The organism is Microseira sp. BLCC-F43, assembly GCF_041929235.1.
Lineage (GTDB): Bacteria > Cyanobacteriota > Cyanobacteriia > Cyanobacteriales > Aerosakkonemataceae > Microseira.
In genome coordinates, this window is record NZ_JBHFNP010000289.1 from 1 (window position 1) to 14,732 (window position 14,732).

Consider the following 14,732-nt stretch of genomic DNA (forward strand, 5'->3'; position numbering starts at 1 on the left):
ATACGGCATCAATCGACATTGCCGTTAACGAGAAGGTTTTCTATTGCTGTGCCCCAACCACCAAAGGATATGATACGGCATCAATCGACATTGCCGTTAACGAGAAGGTTTTCTATTGCTGTGCCCCAACCACCAATTTTAATCATTGAGATGCCACCGAAAACGAGTGCAAGTATCTTCCTTGATATTGCGCCAAAACAGTCTGATTGTCGCTGACGCCAAGGGAACCGAAGTCAAAGGCGGCAACATCACCCTCGATACCGATGCCATTGTCGCCTTAGAAAATAGCGACATCAGTGCCAATTCCGATAATTTCTTTGGGGGTCGGATTATCATGGAGGCTCAAAGCATCTTTGGCACGCAGTTCCGCGATGGTCTTACCCCAGAGAGCGACATCACCGCCACTGGGCCAAATCCTCTGTTCAGCGGCACCGTGCAAATCAATACCCCCGAAGTTGACCCCAGTTCCGGTTTAGTGGAATTGCCCGCCCATGTCGTCGATGTTACAGGGTTAGTTGTTGACCCCTGCGCCGCCGCGCGGCAAGGCAGTCGCTTCTCAGTTACCGGACGCGGCGGCATTCCACCGGGCCCTGACGAACCCCTCGCCGGTGAAGCCTTTTTGGTCGATTTGGTGACAATCGATCCAAATCAGCAGGGGAGCAGGCGAGCAGAGGAGCAGGGGAGCAGGGGGGAAATACGCAGTTATAATGTTAATTCTGAGACGCCTGTGGCTGAAATTGTGGAAGCGACTGGGTGGTACACCAATGAAAAAGGTGAGGTGGTTCTGACTGATTCTACACCTACTCCCTACCGCCTTCGGCAGAATCCACTTCTGTGCAAATAGTCCAGGATTTAGGCAAAAAACCCGGTTTATACGAAAAATATTCCGTTTGGAGCCGCGAGATTGCTGCATAAACCGGGTTTTTCTCAAAAACCCGGTTTCTTGCACTCCAACGCCACTGGGCAAAACAATACACATGTACTATAATATATCCAAAGGGTCATCGAGCTAGATCGGCTTCTCAATGGCTCAAAGTCTTTTTAGAGAATAGATTCAATTTATTGCCCTATGACCAAGCACTACATTCTTACCCTCAATCCTAATGCCAAGCACGAATGGGATCGTTGTGCTTTACGGGAGCCACTGACAGCCAAGCGTCCAGATTTAGCCAAAATCATTGCTGATGCGATTGGCGAAGTGTCTGGCTCATACTTAGTTTCGGTGAATATTGAAGTCACGGTTTTGGATCAAGTACCATTGCCCCAAGGCGAACAACTTACCCTCAATCTTCCCGAAATTTCCATCCCTAAAGAACCACAGGAACTTGTTGCTTAAAAAGTCAATAAGTCCCAATCCGCTAGGGAATAAATTCCTCTGGGCACGATTAATTTTGGCTCAACAAATTTCCGGATTAGAAGCGCGCCAGTTAGTAAGCTTCTAAATCAGCAAAAGTTTGCTCCTTTGGGTGGCAGGAAGATTTTTCATCCTGCTGCTTTTTTTATGCTTTTACGAAAGAATCCCGGTTTCATATGATGTCCGGTCTATTACCCATAATTAGCAGCCGGGACACGGCACGATCAAAGTTATCTATTTGTCCGAGATATCTATGATGCCGTGTCCCTACGCAACGACAGAGTGAAGTTTTTTTATTATGGGCAATTCAACGGACATCATATCACAAGCGAAACCGGGATTCTCATGCATTAACCAGGTAAGTTGTTGCTGGCATAGGCATCCATCACACCGTAGCCAGGAACTCGCACATTGTAATTAATCTCGGTGCCGGTGATGCTTTGTGCCAATTTTTCAAAAGATTCTGAACGCCAGTTGCGCTCGTGAATTGGCTTGGATTGCTCGCCTCGGAAGTAAGCTTGGGTACCGATGACAGATGCTGCAACCCAACCAACGATAAACAGTGCAATCAGGATAGTCATTGTCGTTTGTTCCCTTGTGTCTCTCTGTAAACTAATGTAACTTATTGTTAATAAAGTTGACAAGTATTTGACAATAAAATTTTTTAATGGTAAATAGAAGGCGATCGCATAGAGAGCAAGACTTGGGTTTTGCGGATATTGGGCGATCGCAGCACCGAAAAGCTGGTAGCCTCAAACAGATACAGTTTTGGACTTCTTGGCTTGAAGAAGCGATCGCATTACTGGCAACTCGTGCCATACATCCGCCCCCACTGGAAAACCATCGCCCAGGCATTTGCTTGTACCCTAGCGGTGACAGCGTTTTGGCCTCCCCAAGCCGCACTCGCAGGTAACATTGCCGCCGCCATCGGCAAAGGTAATATAGTCGCCCTCGGCGGCGTTGCAGGCGCTCTGACCTTAATCTTTCTCGGTCAGAAAATCATGCTGTACGGGCAAGATGCGCTGATGGCGAAAGCCGCGTTTGCGGTGGCGTTAGACCTACGCCAGCGGGTATATGCTCATTTACAACGGCTTTCCTTGAGCTATTTTGAAACGGCGAAAACGGGAGATCTGGCTTACCGACTAACAGAAGATATCGATCGCATCGGGGAAGTGGTATATAAATTTTTCCACGACTCGGTTACCTGTGCATTGCAATTAATTGTGCTTTTGGGGTACTTAATTTATCTCAACTGGCAGCTAACGATCGCTACATTTATCGTGGCGCCGCTGATGGGAATTTTAATTGCTTGGTGTGGGGAACAGATGCTGAAGTTTTCCAGGCGCAGTCAAAATCGCACTTCTAATTTATCGGCTTTACTAACAGAAGTATTTAGCGGCATTCGCTTGGTGCAAGCATTTGCGGCAGAAGATTATGAAATTGAGCGTTTCGCTAAGGAAGCAGAATTTAACCGTCAAGCCAAATATGCGGCGGAACATTTAAAAGCGATTCAAAATCCAGTCGTGGGATTTTTATATGCGATGAGCGTGTTGCTGCTGCTATTTTTAGGTGGCTGGCAAATCTCCCAGGGAAATTTAACCGGGAGTAGCTTTGTTAGCTTTTTGGCAGGAGTGGGATTGCTGATTGACCCCATCGCCCACATGACGAGCAATTACAACGATTTTAAACAAGGGGAAGCGTCCGTTGACCGGATATTTGAATTAATGGAAATTCCGCCAATGGTGGTGGAAAAAGAGGATGCTCACGCTCTCCCCCCCGTCACCGGCAAGGTAGAATATCGCCACGTTTGTTTTAGTTATGAGCAGGGGAGTTGGAACGACGCGGCGACGCGGCGACGCTCTGACGCCGAGAGTGAAGAAGACGCTCTGACGCAAAGACGCGGCGACGCGGGGATGCAGACAGGAGACAATTACCAATTAGCAATTAGCAATTACCAATCCTGGGTATTGCAAGACTTAAACTTACTAGCAATTCCGGGAGAAACTATCGCTTTGGTGGGTGCTTCTGGTGCGGGTAAAACAACTTTAGTTAATTTACTGCCTCGGTTTTATGACCCGCAAGTGGGTGAGATTTTAATTGATGGTATTGACGTTCAAACGGTTACTCTCCGCAGTCTGCGGCGACAAATTGGGATTGTACCGCAAGAAACTATTTTATTTGCGGGTACGATCGCACAAAATATCGCCTTCGGTCAAGCTGAGTTTGACATGCAAGCTGTAGAGAAAGCGGCGAAAGTTGCCAACGCGCACCAATTTATCGCCCAACTATCCCAGGGATATCATACTTGGGTGGGAGAGCGCGGGGTAAACTTATCAGGAGGACAAAGACAACGGATAGCGATCGCTCGCGCCGTCTTACTCAATCCCAGAATTCTCATCCTCGATGAAGCAACTTCTGCTTTAGATTCAGAATCGGAAGCTTTAGTCCAAGAAGCGTTAGAAAGACTGATGCAAGATCGGACTGTATTTATTATTGCCCACCGCCTCGCCACCGTGCGCCGCGCCGACCGAATTTTAGTCTTAGAAAAAGGGCAAATAGTAGAATCTGGAAACCATGAAGAGTTGTTGGAAAAAGGCTCGCGCTATGCCAGTTTTTATGCCCAACAGTTTCGGTAATGGGTAATCAGCCAAGGCTAGGGAAATAGTCGAGCGATTTGAACTTCAATATCAGGAAAAGCCAGCATGAAAAGAGTCGCTTCTTCGTTGAGGATAGTCTCTTGTTGGTAGGTTTGATTAACAATTTCCCGGAAGATGCGGACTTGACGGGTGTTTGTATCGAGAATCCAGTAGTCAGCAATCCCGGGTTTGGCATAAGCAACAGCTTTTTGTTTGCGGTCGCGTTCTAGGGTTGTATCGGAGATTTCTACAAGCAGGAAAGTATCTGCTGGAGTTGGGTGACTTTCTGCGTAGAATCGGGGGTCAATCCGAACCACGGCGATATCTGGTTCGGGTTCTGAGTAAGGATTCAGGTTAATCGGGTCTTGAATCCGAATTAAGGCAAGTCCTGCCAGTAGGGTTCTCAGGTATTCAGCAGCACACAGGTTGGTAGCTGAATGGGAGGGATTTTTGGCAGCTATTGAGATAATTTGTGCTTCTAGCAGTTCCACTCGTTCATCTGGGTCGAGAATTCCTGCTTCTGTCATGCGGTGGTATTCTTCTTGCGAAAACAAGCGTACACTTGTTGAGGTCATGGCACTACTCCACTAGCTTCGATCCCAGTTGTCTTCTTCGATCGTAGAGTGGAAACAATCTCAAATTCTTAGCACCGACATCGACTTCCATGTCCCGATCTAACAGAGCTGATAATGCACCTCGAAGGGAATTGGCGCACCGCTAATTCGCTCAATTTCATCTCGAATCGCTTCAGCGTTTCCCCATACAATGTGGCGTTCGTTTCGGGATGCCACCTCAGTTTCAACCAAAACGGGAGAGCGGGTAAAACAAGGGGTACCGCTACGCGGAAGCAAGCTACGATGCCCCCTGTTTTACCAAGTTCATGGTATGATGATTGCATATTCTTCACTTATTGAAAATGTCTCAATTCCTCACAGTTAGTTGCAGGCTCGAAGTGTCTCCGCGACAGATTGAAAAACTTGATGCGGTGCTTCGTGGTTTTGCAAGTTGCTGTGAATATGTGAACAAAAACACAGACCCAAAACTAACCAACCAAATAGCTGTGCAGTCCTTGATTTACAAGGCAGCACGAGATTATTCTGGTTTGTCTGCTCAGATGACCATCCATGCTATTCGTAGGGTTTGTGCTAATCGCAAAACTGCCAAACAACAGAACCGACCTGTAAAAGGGTTTGCACCTACCAGTGCAACTTATGACGCTCGGAATTTTACCTTTAGGGAAAAAGAAAAGACAGTTAGTTTGACAATGTTGAAAGGAAGAGAAAAGTTATCCTTGCATATTGGTAACTATCAGCGTCATTTGTTGACAGGCAGAAATCCCAAAGCAGCAGTACTGGCAAAGCGGAAAGATGGTAGCTACTATTTGCAAATTCAACTGGAATATGCTCCACCAAAGCCAGCAAGTACTAACAAGGTTCTTGGAGTAGATTTGGGCAGAAATGATATTGCTGTTACTTCTGAAGGGGAGAAATTTAGCGGAAGAGAGGTAACACGAATTCGAGAGAAATATACCCGTGTTAGAAGTTCGTTGCAACAAAAAGCGTCCAAAGGCACAAGAAGTAGTCGGCGTAGATGTCGGCAACTTTTGCAACGGTTAAGTGGACGGGAACGGAGATTTCAAACACAGGTGAACCATACCGTTAGCTACCGAATCGTCCAACAGGCCAAGAGCACAAACCAAACTATTGCTTTGGAAGACCTGACGGGAATTCGAGAGCGTACCAACCAGCAGCCACGCTCTAAAACTGAGAGACGCAGAAGTAATAGTTGGGCGTTCTATCAGCTTCGCCAATTCCTTACCTACAAAGCGGTAAAGTTTGGAGTGAATTTGGTGTTCGTTGACCCTAGATATACATCACAAACCTGTCATAAATGCTTGCACGTCCACCCAGTTAGAGGTGAATCGTACAGAAGCGGCAAGAAGTTTAGGTGCGGTCATTGCGGTTGGATTGGGGATGCCGACGAGAATGGTGCAAAAAATATTTCTGTTTTGGGGCTGCTTTTAAACCAGCCTGGAGGTTCAGGGCTTGCTTGCTCACTAGAGGAGCATGTTCTAGGGCTACTGAAATCCCCGACTTCAGCGTCAGCAAGTCGGGGAAGTTTAATCATCTCACAGTACTGCTCGCGATCGCGGGCGACAAAGAAGCCGTAGGTGCGACAGGCAATTGGGCGTGCTTCGTAGATTCGACAAGACGCTTCTACTTCATCAAGATAGGGGCAAACGACATGCTTGCCTACTTTGTTCTCTGCAATTTGCGTCAAAAGTGCGGCGATTTTCTGCTCGATCTCGGTCCGTACTGAGGCAGGAAGTGCAGCCACGGCTTCGTCAACGCGCACCCATTCTTCCCGACTCAGTTCAGGAGGATTTGCCAGATGGCGACAGCAGCACGCGCAACCGGGCCGACAAGGCCACCAGTCTCGAGTAGCGCGAATCTCTTGCACGCGGCCCTCTACGCGCGAGTCGAGAACAAGCAATTTGTGTCGTGGGTCGTTCATCAAAGTTATGGTTCCATTGAACAGTTAATTGATCTACTCACATTTTGCACCATTGTCCACAACCGCCAGAGAATAAATTCTCTGGCTAATAGCGAAAGTCCATTGAAATGGACTGTTGATAGGATTTCAGTTTATTTCAATGGACTTAAGCTATTAGCCGTGGACTTGAGTCCACGGCGGGCGAAAAGCATAAGTGCAAGATCTGAGTCTAAGTACTGCCAGAAATCGATAGCTAATTTTAAGGTTTGTCGTTGAAAGAGAAAGCCTTTGAAGCAATTCTAATAGACTTCTCCAACAACTCTTGTGGGGTGGGCTGGAAAGCCCGCCTTTGAGGTTAGTTTTTGGAGAGGTTTAATTATCCTCTCCTCTTTATACAGAAGAGAATGTCAATATTTCGACTTTCGTTTCGATTTGGGTGGCGTTCGATGTTCGCCAAAATATTTTTCGCTACGATAGCGCAGCCACACCCGCAACACCTGCGGAATCTGGTCTTTTTGTTCTTTTGTCAGCGTGTTATAAAGGGCTAATGCGCGTGAGCGTTCTCCCCGACAGGCAGCATTATTATGAGCATCCCAGTAACTGCGGGCAACTCGAATCCGCCGACAGACTTCCTTAATCAGTGCTTCTCCAGTGAGGGGATCTTCGTGCTTTGTCATACTTCAATCAGAACCCACTATCCTCAATCTTAACCTTTAGCATTCTTTCTGCGGTCTATTGTTTTTGAGCCACTCCTCGCTCTAAAGAGACGAGGATTGGGGCCAGGAGTTAGAGTTAACTTTTCGCTCGTCTATAGCTATCTGGTTAACCGTTCCTAGCTTTTGGGAGAACCGCTCCAGGGGAGAATGACGCTGCCCACTTTCAGACTCGCTTACTTGATTCGCGGTTGGTTGAAATTGCTTCCATGCCTCCACAAGGTAAGGCTCCGACCCTGGATACTGATTAATAGCATCCTGCAATAGAAGCGTATCGTCATTGACATATCTACTAGAGGAAGCAGCGAAAAGATCGCGGTGCATCACAACTCCTGTTTGGTCATAGTGAACGCTATGAATAGTTTTTTCTTAATACGTTCACCAGTCAAATGGGTTTGCGATAGTGCACTACGTGAAGTAGAAAATTTGATAAATTGCCCACCGGCACTTACAGCAAGATCGAGCTAATTCAGACTGAACAAAACCGGGATACTTAGCAGAAATAGCTTTACCGTAGCGCTTCTGCCTGGGGGTCACCGATACATTTTCAGTTTTAATCTGTAACCCAAGCCTCAAAATATCATTGACGATTCGACCGTTTTGAGACTTAGCATAAGCGATCTTGCGCCCATCTAATTCTCGCTTTTTGCGAGCTAACTTTTGATATGTTTTAGATTTCTTCCATTGGCGCTTACCCGGTTTTACTTTACCCTTCTTAAGGACAACCATTAGCCCTACCTGACCGTAAAAGTCAGATGAGTAGTTTGAAAGATTGCTAGCTCTTTGAGATCGCTGCATCTGACGCTGTAGCGCTGCGATCTCGCTTTCGTATGTTGGTACTTGCTCTTGCTTTGGGGAGCAGTCCGGCTTTGTTGTCACCTACGAAAGCAATATTAGCGATATTAATATCTAGCCCAAAAATTCCATCAGCAACATAATTTTTCTGTTTTTGATACGGCAGTCCCTCGTTAATTAACTGAACATACCAGCGCTGCTTACCATTGAGTTCTCGCCACAGAAGGCGAACGTATTTTACCGGATGATTTAATCCGTGTTGGATGACAGGGTTTTGATAGTCAATCTCAGGAGTTAGGGTTAATTTGCCCCAAACTAACTTGTTGTCTTTCCACCTGATTCCTTGCTTGTTGGTTTTGCCTTCAACGCTCCTAAATCTAGAAGGTACTTTATAACGGATATTTTTTGCTCGCCCAAACATTACTTTCTCGCTAGCCCTAAAAGCGCGGGTGGCTAAAACTTGTTGGGTGTTTGAGTCAAGGAGTTGAGCTATCCATTTTGAGCGATTGCTGACAATTGTTGCATAAGCCTGAATGTCGTAATCGGAATATCTGTATGCTGAAGAAGCGGCTCTGAAGGCGTCGCTTCTTTTTTTCTTGGCCTCTCTGGCTTCGACGTGAGCGCTCAGCCGAACGTTTATTTGTTTGGCTTGCTGGAAGGCTTCTGAGTTTCTCACGAGATTCATTCTGGTCATTGCTTCGCTCAGGCAAGCGTTGTACAATTGTCTCGCTGCTTTAAAGCGAGACAATAGTTCTTTATGTTGCTTGCTATCTACAACCAATGGAATTTCTGCGATCGATGATGAAGTCCTGCTTTTAGCCAATTACGATCGCCTCTCGTTGCAGCAATTTTAATTATAAACTATTGCTTTTAACCTGAACTCCAATATTAATTTAATTTGATTAATATTGACGGCAGATAAATCTGCCCGTGTCGCGTTTGGGCGCCGATTTAAAAATGCGGGGCTACCACGCTCCCGGTATTTTTAGGTGTGCTAGCTTAGAAATACCGTTTGTGGGACTTTGGTGCGACTTCCGAATCCTGTCTGTAACACAGTCCTAGCTGGTCGTGCCGCCATTCCCCAAACGGTTTTAGCAAACAGGAAATCGGGAACAGTGCAACAAGAATGGGCGCAGCAATTTGAGCGAGTTGCACGGGAAGATTTGGTGATGTTTATCAATGCCTGTCTTGCCTGCACTGGACAGCGCGAGTTTTATGATGATGCCTATGGGCAGCGATTGTCGATCGATTTCCTGCACGACTATATTATGGGCAATTATCGGCTGCTATATGCCCGCACTTTAGCAGCCGGAATTAATCACTTCAATCAAGCTCAAATTATTCTCAAATTGTTGGCAACGGGAAAACAAACAGATCCAAATCATCGGGCTGAAGAAAATGCGTTAATTACTGCGGCTTTACACGCGCTACCGCCACAACGAGCATGGCGACTTTTGGAGCAGTTACGCAAACGCGGGATTAACAACCGACGATCGCGGGCGATCGCACATCATTATCTCACGAGCCGAGGCGATCGCTTAGCATTCCAAGCTGTGAAATACCGCTCCAAAGTGAGAGCGATAGCAACTCACGCCCATTTCAAATTAGATGAAGAACTCGGTGCCTTCATCTTTCGGCAGTGGAAGCGTCAATTTCAAACGCCGTTATTTGAACAGTTTCGCCAAGGTTTCTACAGCGGCAAAGCGGTTTACGATCTGCCGTTTACAGTGGCAGAAAGTTTAGCCATGAAACACAATATTCCGCGCGTTCGCGAACGCGAGTGCGTGCGCGTCAGCGCTCAGCTAGCCCTTGGCATATCGCTTTCTGGCTGGAATTGAACAACAAATGACTGCGGCAGAGAAATTGCGACTCCAAGGCAGTGCAGACCGTGCAGATACAGAAATTAAAGTTGATTGGCATCGTTTACCATTGACAAAGTTGGCGCTTTATGTTCTGTCTTTAGAAGAACGAGGGGAAGAATTAGAAGCAGCGTTAATGCGATCGGCAAGAATAACGCTAAACAAAGCGCCATTGCAACTCAAACGAGTAGCAGCAGTTCTCGATTGCAGTTACTCTAGTTCAGGCTCGTCGGAAAAACGCCGCCGTCCGCTAGGAATAGCTTTGGCAGTGCATTACTTGTTGCAAGCTGCTGCTGAAGAATATCAGGCTTTTTGGACAATTCCTGTTAACAATCCACTCCAAGTTACGCCGCGCGGACAAACAGATTTAGCAACGCCGTTACTAGCAGCATTATCCCAACAACCGGATCTGATCGCGATCGTATCCGATGGTTGGGAGAACGATCCGCCTTGTGGGGTGAGGGAAATTTTGCGAGTTTATCGCACCAAGTGGCGAGTTTCGATTATCCATTGCAATCCTGTTTTCAACAGCGATTATTTTACTTTGAAAACTATCAGCCCGCTAATTCCCACTGTGGGATTGCGCGATGCAGAAGATTTACCAACAGTGCTTGGTTTTGCGCGATTTGCAGAGGGAACGGCTTCGCTTTCTGAGTTAGAGGAATATTTAGCTTTTAAGGCACAGCAACTTCTAGGGCAAACTAATGGCTAGAAAAGCACATCTATTGGAAGCGATTGCACTTGACAATTTAGAAATTGCTCCCTCTCAAGTCTGGGGCGCAGTTCGGATAGTTCCCCTACTGCGGCGTCAAGTTCGCTACGATTTGCGACTGCTCAAACGCAATTATGACGAAGATGTTGCAATCGTCAATCTAGATGATGAAAGGCTCGATCGGGGCATCAAATACATATCCTACATTCCTCATGGATTGGTGCTATCTTGGAGCGATGACGGTAGCCCAGTTGCAGCGATGGGCGGACAATTGATCTCAGAAGGAAAACGCTATAACAACGGCATCAACAGCGCGCGCGTCATGCACCGAATGGCGAAGCGGGAAGCAAAGAATCAGTTGCGGTTTCTACCCTTACACCTGGCGATGGAAGGTTTTCTGTCAATCCATTTTTCAGCGCCAGAAATCGCTTGGGAAGGCTACTCGCGCCGCGCCAAATCTCAAGGGCTTTCTCCACGAGTTGAGTTTTCCTTTAGCGGACGCGCCATTCCGGCGCTAGAGGATGCGCTGCGGGTGTTTGAGATTCACGAGCATCAAGTGGGCGTTTTACTATTTATTTCTGAGAGTCTTGCCTCAGCATTTGTGGTGCCGACGCCAGAAGATTATCGTGCCTTGCATAACAGTTTGCTTCAAGATTTCTATGGTGAATTGATCTATCAATATGGTTTACATGGTAGAACGACTCGCCTTGAAGCAGAGATTGATGCCAGTAAAGTAAATGACTTGGAAACCCTGGGAGAAGCACTGGCGATCATGCGATCGCACTGGGCAGAATTTCAAGGTTTCATGGCAAGCAATCTCCTAGGAAGACCAATTGAAAGCAAACGAATCTATACAGCAGGTGGATTTACGCTGCAAAGGTTTATCACGGATTTGCATCTGAAATCGGAGAATCATATTGGAGAAGCCATCGTGCGAGAAAACGGAGAATTGGAATATCTCAAAACCTATCGCCTTTCCGAAGCGCAAACCAAAAGAGCCTATCTCCTCAAACAACTTGCAGCGCATCAATGGCATTTAGAAGCAACCGCTATAAGTCTGGGAAATACACTCGATGAATTCATTCAACGCCTCGAGCGCGCTGGATTCGGCTATCTGATTAACGATCGAGAACGACAGAAAGCAAATCAAAAAAGATAATGCGATCGCAATAGTCTGCTAAGAGATAAGCTAAGAGTTAGTTAAAGCGAAATCTCATCTGTCCACAATTGTTTAATTATGCTGCAAATTTCCCACACAGTAACCATTCCAGAGAATGAAATTGAGATGAGTGCGGTTCGCTCTCAGGGCGCAGGGGGACAAAATGTAAATAAGGTGGCAACAGCGATTCACCTGCGCTTTGATATCATGGCTTCTTCACTGCCCGATCGTTACAAAGAACGACTGTTGAAACTGAGCGATCAACGCCTTACCAAAGAAGGTGTGATTGTCATCAAAGCTCAAGAACATCGCAGCCTTGAGCAGAATCGCGAAGAGGCATTGCAACGATTGCAAGAATTGATTAAGAGTGCGATCTCCCTACCCAAACCCCGTAAAAAGAGCAAACCAACCCGAGCTTCTCAAAGAAAGCGTTTGGATAGCAAAACCAAGCGATCGCAAATTAAAACCATGCGAGGGAAAGTGACGGATGAATGAGAGACACCAAGGAGCCAGCAGCGATTACAGCATTTCTAAATTACCAATTACCAATTAAAGCTCTTCCAAATAACTCAACAAATCAGCCATATCTTGCGGGTTAGGTTTAAACTGCGGCATCGGTGGCGTCTCGCCGCTGGTGACTTGGTGAATTAAACCTATTTGTGACTTCCGTTTGGAAACTCCCTGCAAACTGGGACCAACGCGACCATCTGCTTGTAGCCCATGACACCCAGAACAGTTCATCTGAAAGATAGCATGACCCCGAATCGGATCGCCGGTGAGCGACAAGACATTTTTGACATAAGGATCTTTTAATTGCCACTGACGAACGCCTAAATTTGCCAACAAGATTATCAGCACCACAGCTAGAGATGTGCCGATGAGTTGCCAAATTAAAACTTCTGGTGTAGGAGCTTGCTTTTCCAAACGTTTTCCTATTTAACCTTCCCGTTTTCACCTCTCCGCACTTGTCGGAGCTAGTGGATTCGGAATACTTATGGTATGAGGTTTATATCGACAGACAAGTGTAAAGTTATACGTTGCTTTCCGGGGAGGATACTCCTAGAAGGCAATGATTTGTAGCAATCCAAAGCTATCCCCCATAGAAATAGCCCTACAGACAGGGGTAGGAGCGATCACATTTGGCTAACATCCTGACACCAAGGCGATGGCTGCCGCTGTTCGCGCCAGGGTGACTGGACTCAGGGTTAAAGCGAGGATGTAAAAGGAAGTTTTTATTCATATACATAGCTTAAGATTTCCGACCCTACCAAGCAAGCTATTATGACTCGACGCTCAGGTCGCTGGTGCTGGATTTAAGCCAGTCTTAACGATTTTGCTTGGTTGCTGCGTTGGGGAGCGATCGCCGGTAATATGGGAAACTAGCAATAAACGTTAACATACAGGTTAGAAAACTGACCCAAGGAGATCTGACATGGTAGAACCCCTTCTTTCAGGAATCGTACTCGGCTTGATTCTGGTAACCCTCGCTGGCCTATTTTACGCCGCCTACGAGCAGTACAAGCGGGGTAACCAACTAGGTCTGTAAAGCGCAGGTAGGCAGAGGTGCAGGTGAGCAGGTGGGATTATTGCGATCGATTTGACGCTGCTACAAGCATTTTTATGCACTCACCGGCACACCTGCTCACCGGCACACCTAAGAAGACCGGGACTGTGGTAGCCCCGTCAATTCATTGCGGGGCGGAAACACGACACGAGCAGATTTATCTGCCGTCAATATTGGTTAAGATTAATTAATGTTATCATCCAGGTCGAACCCAGTAGATCATAATTAAAGTTACTGCAACAAAAGGCAACAGTAATTGGCTAAAAGCAAGACTTCATCATTTATCACAGAAATTCCATTGGTTGTAGATAGCAAGCAGCAGAAAGAACTACTGTCTCGCTTTCAAGCAGCGAGGCAACTATACAACGCTTGCCTGAGCGAAGCAATGGCAAGAATGAATCTCGTGAAAAACTCAGAAGTCTTGGAGCAAGCCAAACAGATAAATAGAGAGGCCAAGAAAAAAAGAAGTGAAGCATTCAGCGCGGCAAGAAGTGCGTACAGATATTCCGATTACGATATTCAAGCTTACGCAACAATCGTCAGCAATCGCTCAAAATGGATAGCCCAACTACTTGACTCAAATACCCAACAAGTTTTAGCCACTCGCGCTTTTAGATCCAGCTCTAAAGTCATGTTTGGGCGATCTAAAAAGGTTCGCTATAAAGTACATTCTAGATTTAGAAGCGTTGAAGGCAAAACCAACAAGCAAGGAATTAGATGGAAAAATAACCAGTTAGTTTGGGGCAAATTAACCCTAACCCCTGATATCGATTATCAAAACCCTGTCATCAAACATGGCTTAAATCATCCGGTAAAATATGTTCGCCTGCTGTGGCGAGAACTCAATGGTAAGCAGCGCTGGTATGCCCAGTTAATTAATGAGGGACACCCCTATCGAAAAGAGAAAAATTATGTGGCTGATGGTGTTATTGGGCTAGATATTAACATTTCCAACATTGCTTTCGTTGGTGACAACAAAGCCGGACTGCTTCCCAAAGCAAGAGCAAGTACCAACATATGAAAGTGAAATCAAAGCGTTACAGCGTCAGATGCAGCGCTCTCAAAGATCCAGCAACGAAGAAAACTATTCACCCGATTTTTCCGGTCAGGTAGGGCGCAAGATTGTTGTCAAGAAAGGTAAAGTAAAGCCGGGTAAACGCCAATGGAAAAAATCTAAAACATATCAAAAGTTGGCTCGCAGAAAGCGAGAATTAGATCGACGTAAGATCGCTTATGCTAAGTCTCAAAACGGTCGAATCGTCAACGAGATTTTAAGGTATGGTAATCAGATCAAAACTGAAAATGTATCGGTGAAGGCATGGCAGAAGCGATATGGTAAAGCCATTTCTGCTAAGTCTCCCGGTTTTGTCCAATCTGAATTGAAACGCTCTTGCTGAAATTGCTGGCGGATCGTTTCTCCAATTTTCTACTCAAAAGACGGCACTAT

At 46.2% G+C, this 14,732-nt stretch carries 18 protein-coding genes and 1 pseudogene; 11 read left to right on the plus strand and 8 right to left on the minus strand.

The features are described 5' to 3' along the window. Positions 1-166: 166 nt before the first annotated feature. Both ACE1CM_RS38785 and ACE1CM_RS38790 read left to right on the plus strand, forming a co-directional pair. Entirely contained in the window at positions 167-844 is a 678-nt protein-coding gene (locus tag ACE1CM_RS38785; RefSeq protein ID WP_374884273.1) for a hypothetical protein, read from the plus strand. Between the two features lie 225 nt (positions 845-1,069). Next, the gene (locus ACE1CM_RS38790; RefSeq protein ID WP_226594485.1) at positions 1,070-1,336 is read left to right on the plus strand and encodes a hypothetical protein; all 267 of its coding nucleotides are present in this window, start codon (positions 1,070-1,072) and stop codon (positions 1,334-1,336) included. A 368-nt stretch (positions 1,337-1,704) separates the two neighbouring features. Here the strand turns inward: ACE1CM_RS38790 and ACE1CM_RS38795 are convergent, their stop codons facing one another. After that, on the minus strand, positions 1,705-1,935 hold the full coding sequence (locus ACE1CM_RS38795; protein WP_374884275.1) for a photosystem II protein, Psb35-related: 231 nt from the start codon (positions 1,933-1,935) through the stop codon (positions 1,705-1,707). A 201-nt stretch (positions 1,936-2,136) separates the two neighbouring features. Between ACE1CM_RS38795 and ACE1CM_RS38800 the strand changes: the two genes are divergently transcribed. Next, positions 2,137-3,990: an ABC transporter ATP-binding protein gene (locus tag ACE1CM_RS38800; protein WP_374884334.1), complete on the plus strand. Its 1,854-nt coding sequence runs from the start codon at positions 2,137-2,139 to the stop codon at positions 3,988-3,990. Between the two features lie 17 nt (positions 3,991-4,007). Here ACE1CM_RS38800 and ACE1CM_RS38805 read toward each other — a convergent pair whose 3' ends face one another. Next, on the minus strand, positions 4,008-4,565 hold the full coding sequence (locus ACE1CM_RS38805) for a Uma2 family endonuclease (protein ID WP_374884277.1): 558 nt from the start codon (positions 4,563-4,565) through the stop codon (positions 4,008-4,010). A 485-nt stretch (positions 4,566-5,050) separates the two neighbouring features. Between ACE1CM_RS38805 and ACE1CM_RS38810 the strand changes: the two genes are divergently transcribed. Then, positions 5,051-6,160, plus strand: coding sequence for an RNA-guided endonuclease InsQ/TnpB family protein (locus ACE1CM_RS38810; protein WP_374884279.1), 1,110 nt, complete (start codon positions 5,051-5,053; stop codon positions 6,158-6,160). Positions 6,161-6,180: 20 nt separating this feature from the next. Here ACE1CM_RS38810 and ACE1CM_RS38815 read toward each other — a convergent pair. The 5 genes and pseudogenes from ACE1CM_RS38815 to ACE1CM_RS38835 all read right to left on the minus strand — a co-directional run. Continuing rightward, positions 6,181-6,504 (minus strand): annotated as a pseudogene (locus ACE1CM_RS38815) (YkgJ family cysteine cluster protein); the annotation flags it as partial. 386 nt (positions 6,505-6,890) lie between these two features. Beyond that, positions 6,891-7,160 carry a Precorrin-3B methylase gene (locus ACE1CM_RS38820; protein ID WP_374884281.1) on the minus strand — a complete coding sequence of 90 codons (270 nt, stop codon included), beginning with the start codon at positions 7,158-7,160 and terminating at the stop codon, positions 6,891-6,893. Positions 7,161-7,241: 81 nt separating this feature from the next. Continuing rightward, positions 7,242-7,520: a hypothetical protein gene (locus ACE1CM_RS38825; protein ID WP_374884282.1), complete on the minus strand. Its 279-nt coding sequence runs from the start codon at positions 7,518-7,520 to the stop codon at positions 7,242-7,244. A gap of 84 nt (positions 7,521-7,604) precedes the next feature. Continuing rightward, positions 7,605-7,994: a hypothetical protein gene (locus ACE1CM_RS38830; protein ID WP_374884283.1), complete on the minus strand. Its 390-nt coding sequence runs from the start codon at positions 7,992-7,994 to the stop codon at positions 7,605-7,607. Beyond that, positions 7,972-8,814, minus strand: a complete 843-nt coding sequence (locus ACE1CM_RS38835; protein WP_374884285.1) for a hypothetical protein — start codon at positions 8,812-8,814, stop codon at positions 7,972-7,974. Before ACE1CM_RS38835 ends, ACE1CM_RS38830 begins: the two co-directional genes overlap by 23 nt. 199 nt (positions 8,815-9,013) lie before the next feature. On the opposite strand from ACE1CM_RS38835, the gene ACE1CM_RS38840 reads away from it, so the two are divergent. The 4 genes from ACE1CM_RS38840 to arfB all read left to right on the plus strand — a co-directional run bounded on the left by ACE1CM_RS38840 (position 9,014) and on the right by arfB (position 12,216). Next, entirely contained in the window at positions 9,014-9,829 is an 816-nt protein-coding gene (locus tag ACE1CM_RS38840) for a hypothetical protein (protein WP_374884287.1), read from the plus strand. Between the two features lie 7 nt (positions 9,830-9,836). Beyond that, complete coding sequence (locus ACE1CM_RS38845) at positions 9,837-10,562, plus strand: hypothetical protein (protein ID WP_374884289.1); 726 nt, start codon at positions 9,837-9,839, stop codon at positions 10,560-10,562. Next, positions 10,555-11,721 carry a hypothetical protein gene (locus tag ACE1CM_RS38850; protein ID WP_374884291.1) on the plus strand — a complete coding sequence of 389 codons (1,167 nt, stop codon included), beginning with the start codon at positions 10,555-10,557 and terminating at the stop codon, positions 11,719-11,721. Before ACE1CM_RS38845 ends, ACE1CM_RS38850 begins: the two co-directional genes overlap by 8 nt. Before the next feature lie 78 nt (positions 11,722-11,799). Continuing rightward, positions 11,800-12,216 carry an alternative ribosome rescue aminoacyl-tRNA hydrolase ArfB gene (gene arfB / locus ACE1CM_RS38855; protein WP_374884293.1) on the plus strand — a complete coding sequence of 139 codons (417 nt, stop codon included), beginning with the start codon at positions 11,800-11,802 and terminating at the stop codon, positions 12,214-12,216. 54 nt (positions 12,217-12,270) lie between these two features. On the opposite strand, the gene ACE1CM_RS38860 is transcribed toward arfB, so the two are convergent. Next, a complete protein-coding gene (locus tag ACE1CM_RS38860; RefSeq protein ID WP_374884294.1) occupies positions 12,271-12,645 on the minus strand; it encodes a c-type cytochrome in 375 nt (124 codons plus the stop codon). A 508-nt stretch (positions 12,646-13,153) separates the two neighbouring features. On the opposite strand from ACE1CM_RS38860, the gene petG reads away from it, so the two are divergent. From petG to ACE1CM_RS38875, 3 genes are all read left to right on the plus strand, one after another. Then, entirely contained in the window at positions 13,154-13,267 is a 114-nt protein-coding gene (gene petG / locus ACE1CM_RS38865; protein WP_226585921.1) for a cytochrome b6-f complex subunit V, read from the plus strand. A 274-nt stretch (positions 13,268-13,541) separates the two neighbouring features. After that, positions 13,542-14,306, plus strand: coding sequence for a hypothetical protein (locus ACE1CM_RS38870; protein ID WP_374884295.1), 765 nt, complete (start codon positions 13,542-13,544; stop codon positions 14,304-14,306). Positions 14,307-14,334: 28 nt separating this feature from the next. Then, complete coding sequence (locus tag ACE1CM_RS38875) at positions 14,335-14,682, plus strand: hypothetical protein (protein ID WP_374884296.1); 348 nt, start codon at positions 14,335-14,337, stop codon at positions 14,680-14,682. Positions 14,683-14,732: the final 50 nt, after the last annotated feature.

What these genes read in the sequence shown, in the direction of transcription:
- ACE1CM_RS38805 (WP_374884277.1), bottom strand. Translation starts at nt 4,565, where the DNA reads ATGACCTCAACAAGTGTACGCTTGTTTTCGCAAGAAGAATACCACCGC.
- ACE1CM_RS38830 (WP_374884283.1), bottom strand. Translation starts at nt 7,994, where the DNA reads ATGCAGCGATCTCAAAGAGCTAGCAATCTTTCAAACTACTCATCTGAC.
- ACE1CM_RS38790 (WP_226594485.1), top strand. Translation starts at nt 1,070, where the DNA reads ATGACCAAGCACTACATTCTTACCCTCAATCCTAATGCCAAGCACGAA.
- petG (WP_226585921.1), top strand. Translation starts at nt 13,154, where the DNA reads ATGGTAGAACCCCTTCTTTCAGGAATCGTACTCGGCTTGATTCTGGTA.
- ACE1CM_RS38795 (WP_374884275.1), bottom strand. Translation starts at nt 1,935, where the DNA reads ATGACTATCCTGATTGCACTGTTTATCGTTGGTTGGGTTGCAGCATCT.
- ACE1CM_RS38825 (WP_374884282.1), bottom strand. Translation starts at nt 7,520, where the DNA reads ATGCACCGCGATCTTTTCGCTGCTTCCTCTAGTAGATATGTCAATGAC.
- arfB (WP_374884293.1), top strand. Translation starts at nt 11,800, where the DNA reads ATGCTGCAAATTTCCCACACAGTAACCATTCCAGAGAATGAAATTGAG.
- ACE1CM_RS38850 (WP_374884291.1), top strand. Translation starts at nt 10,555, where the DNA reads ATGGCTAGAAAAGCACATCTATTGGAAGCGATTGCACTTGACAATTTA.
- ACE1CM_RS38875 (WP_374884296.1), top strand. Translation starts at nt 14,335, where the DNA reads ATGCAGCGCTCTCAAAGATCCAGCAACGAAGAAAACTATTCACCCGAT.
- ACE1CM_RS38845 (WP_374884289.1), top strand. Translation starts at nt 9,837, where the DNA reads ATGACTGCGGCAGAGAAATTGCGACTCCAAGGCAGTGCAGACCGTGCA.
- ACE1CM_RS38820 (WP_374884281.1), bottom strand. Translation starts at nt 7,160, where the DNA reads ATGACAAAGCACGAAGATCCCCTCACTGGAGAAGCACTGATTAAGGAA.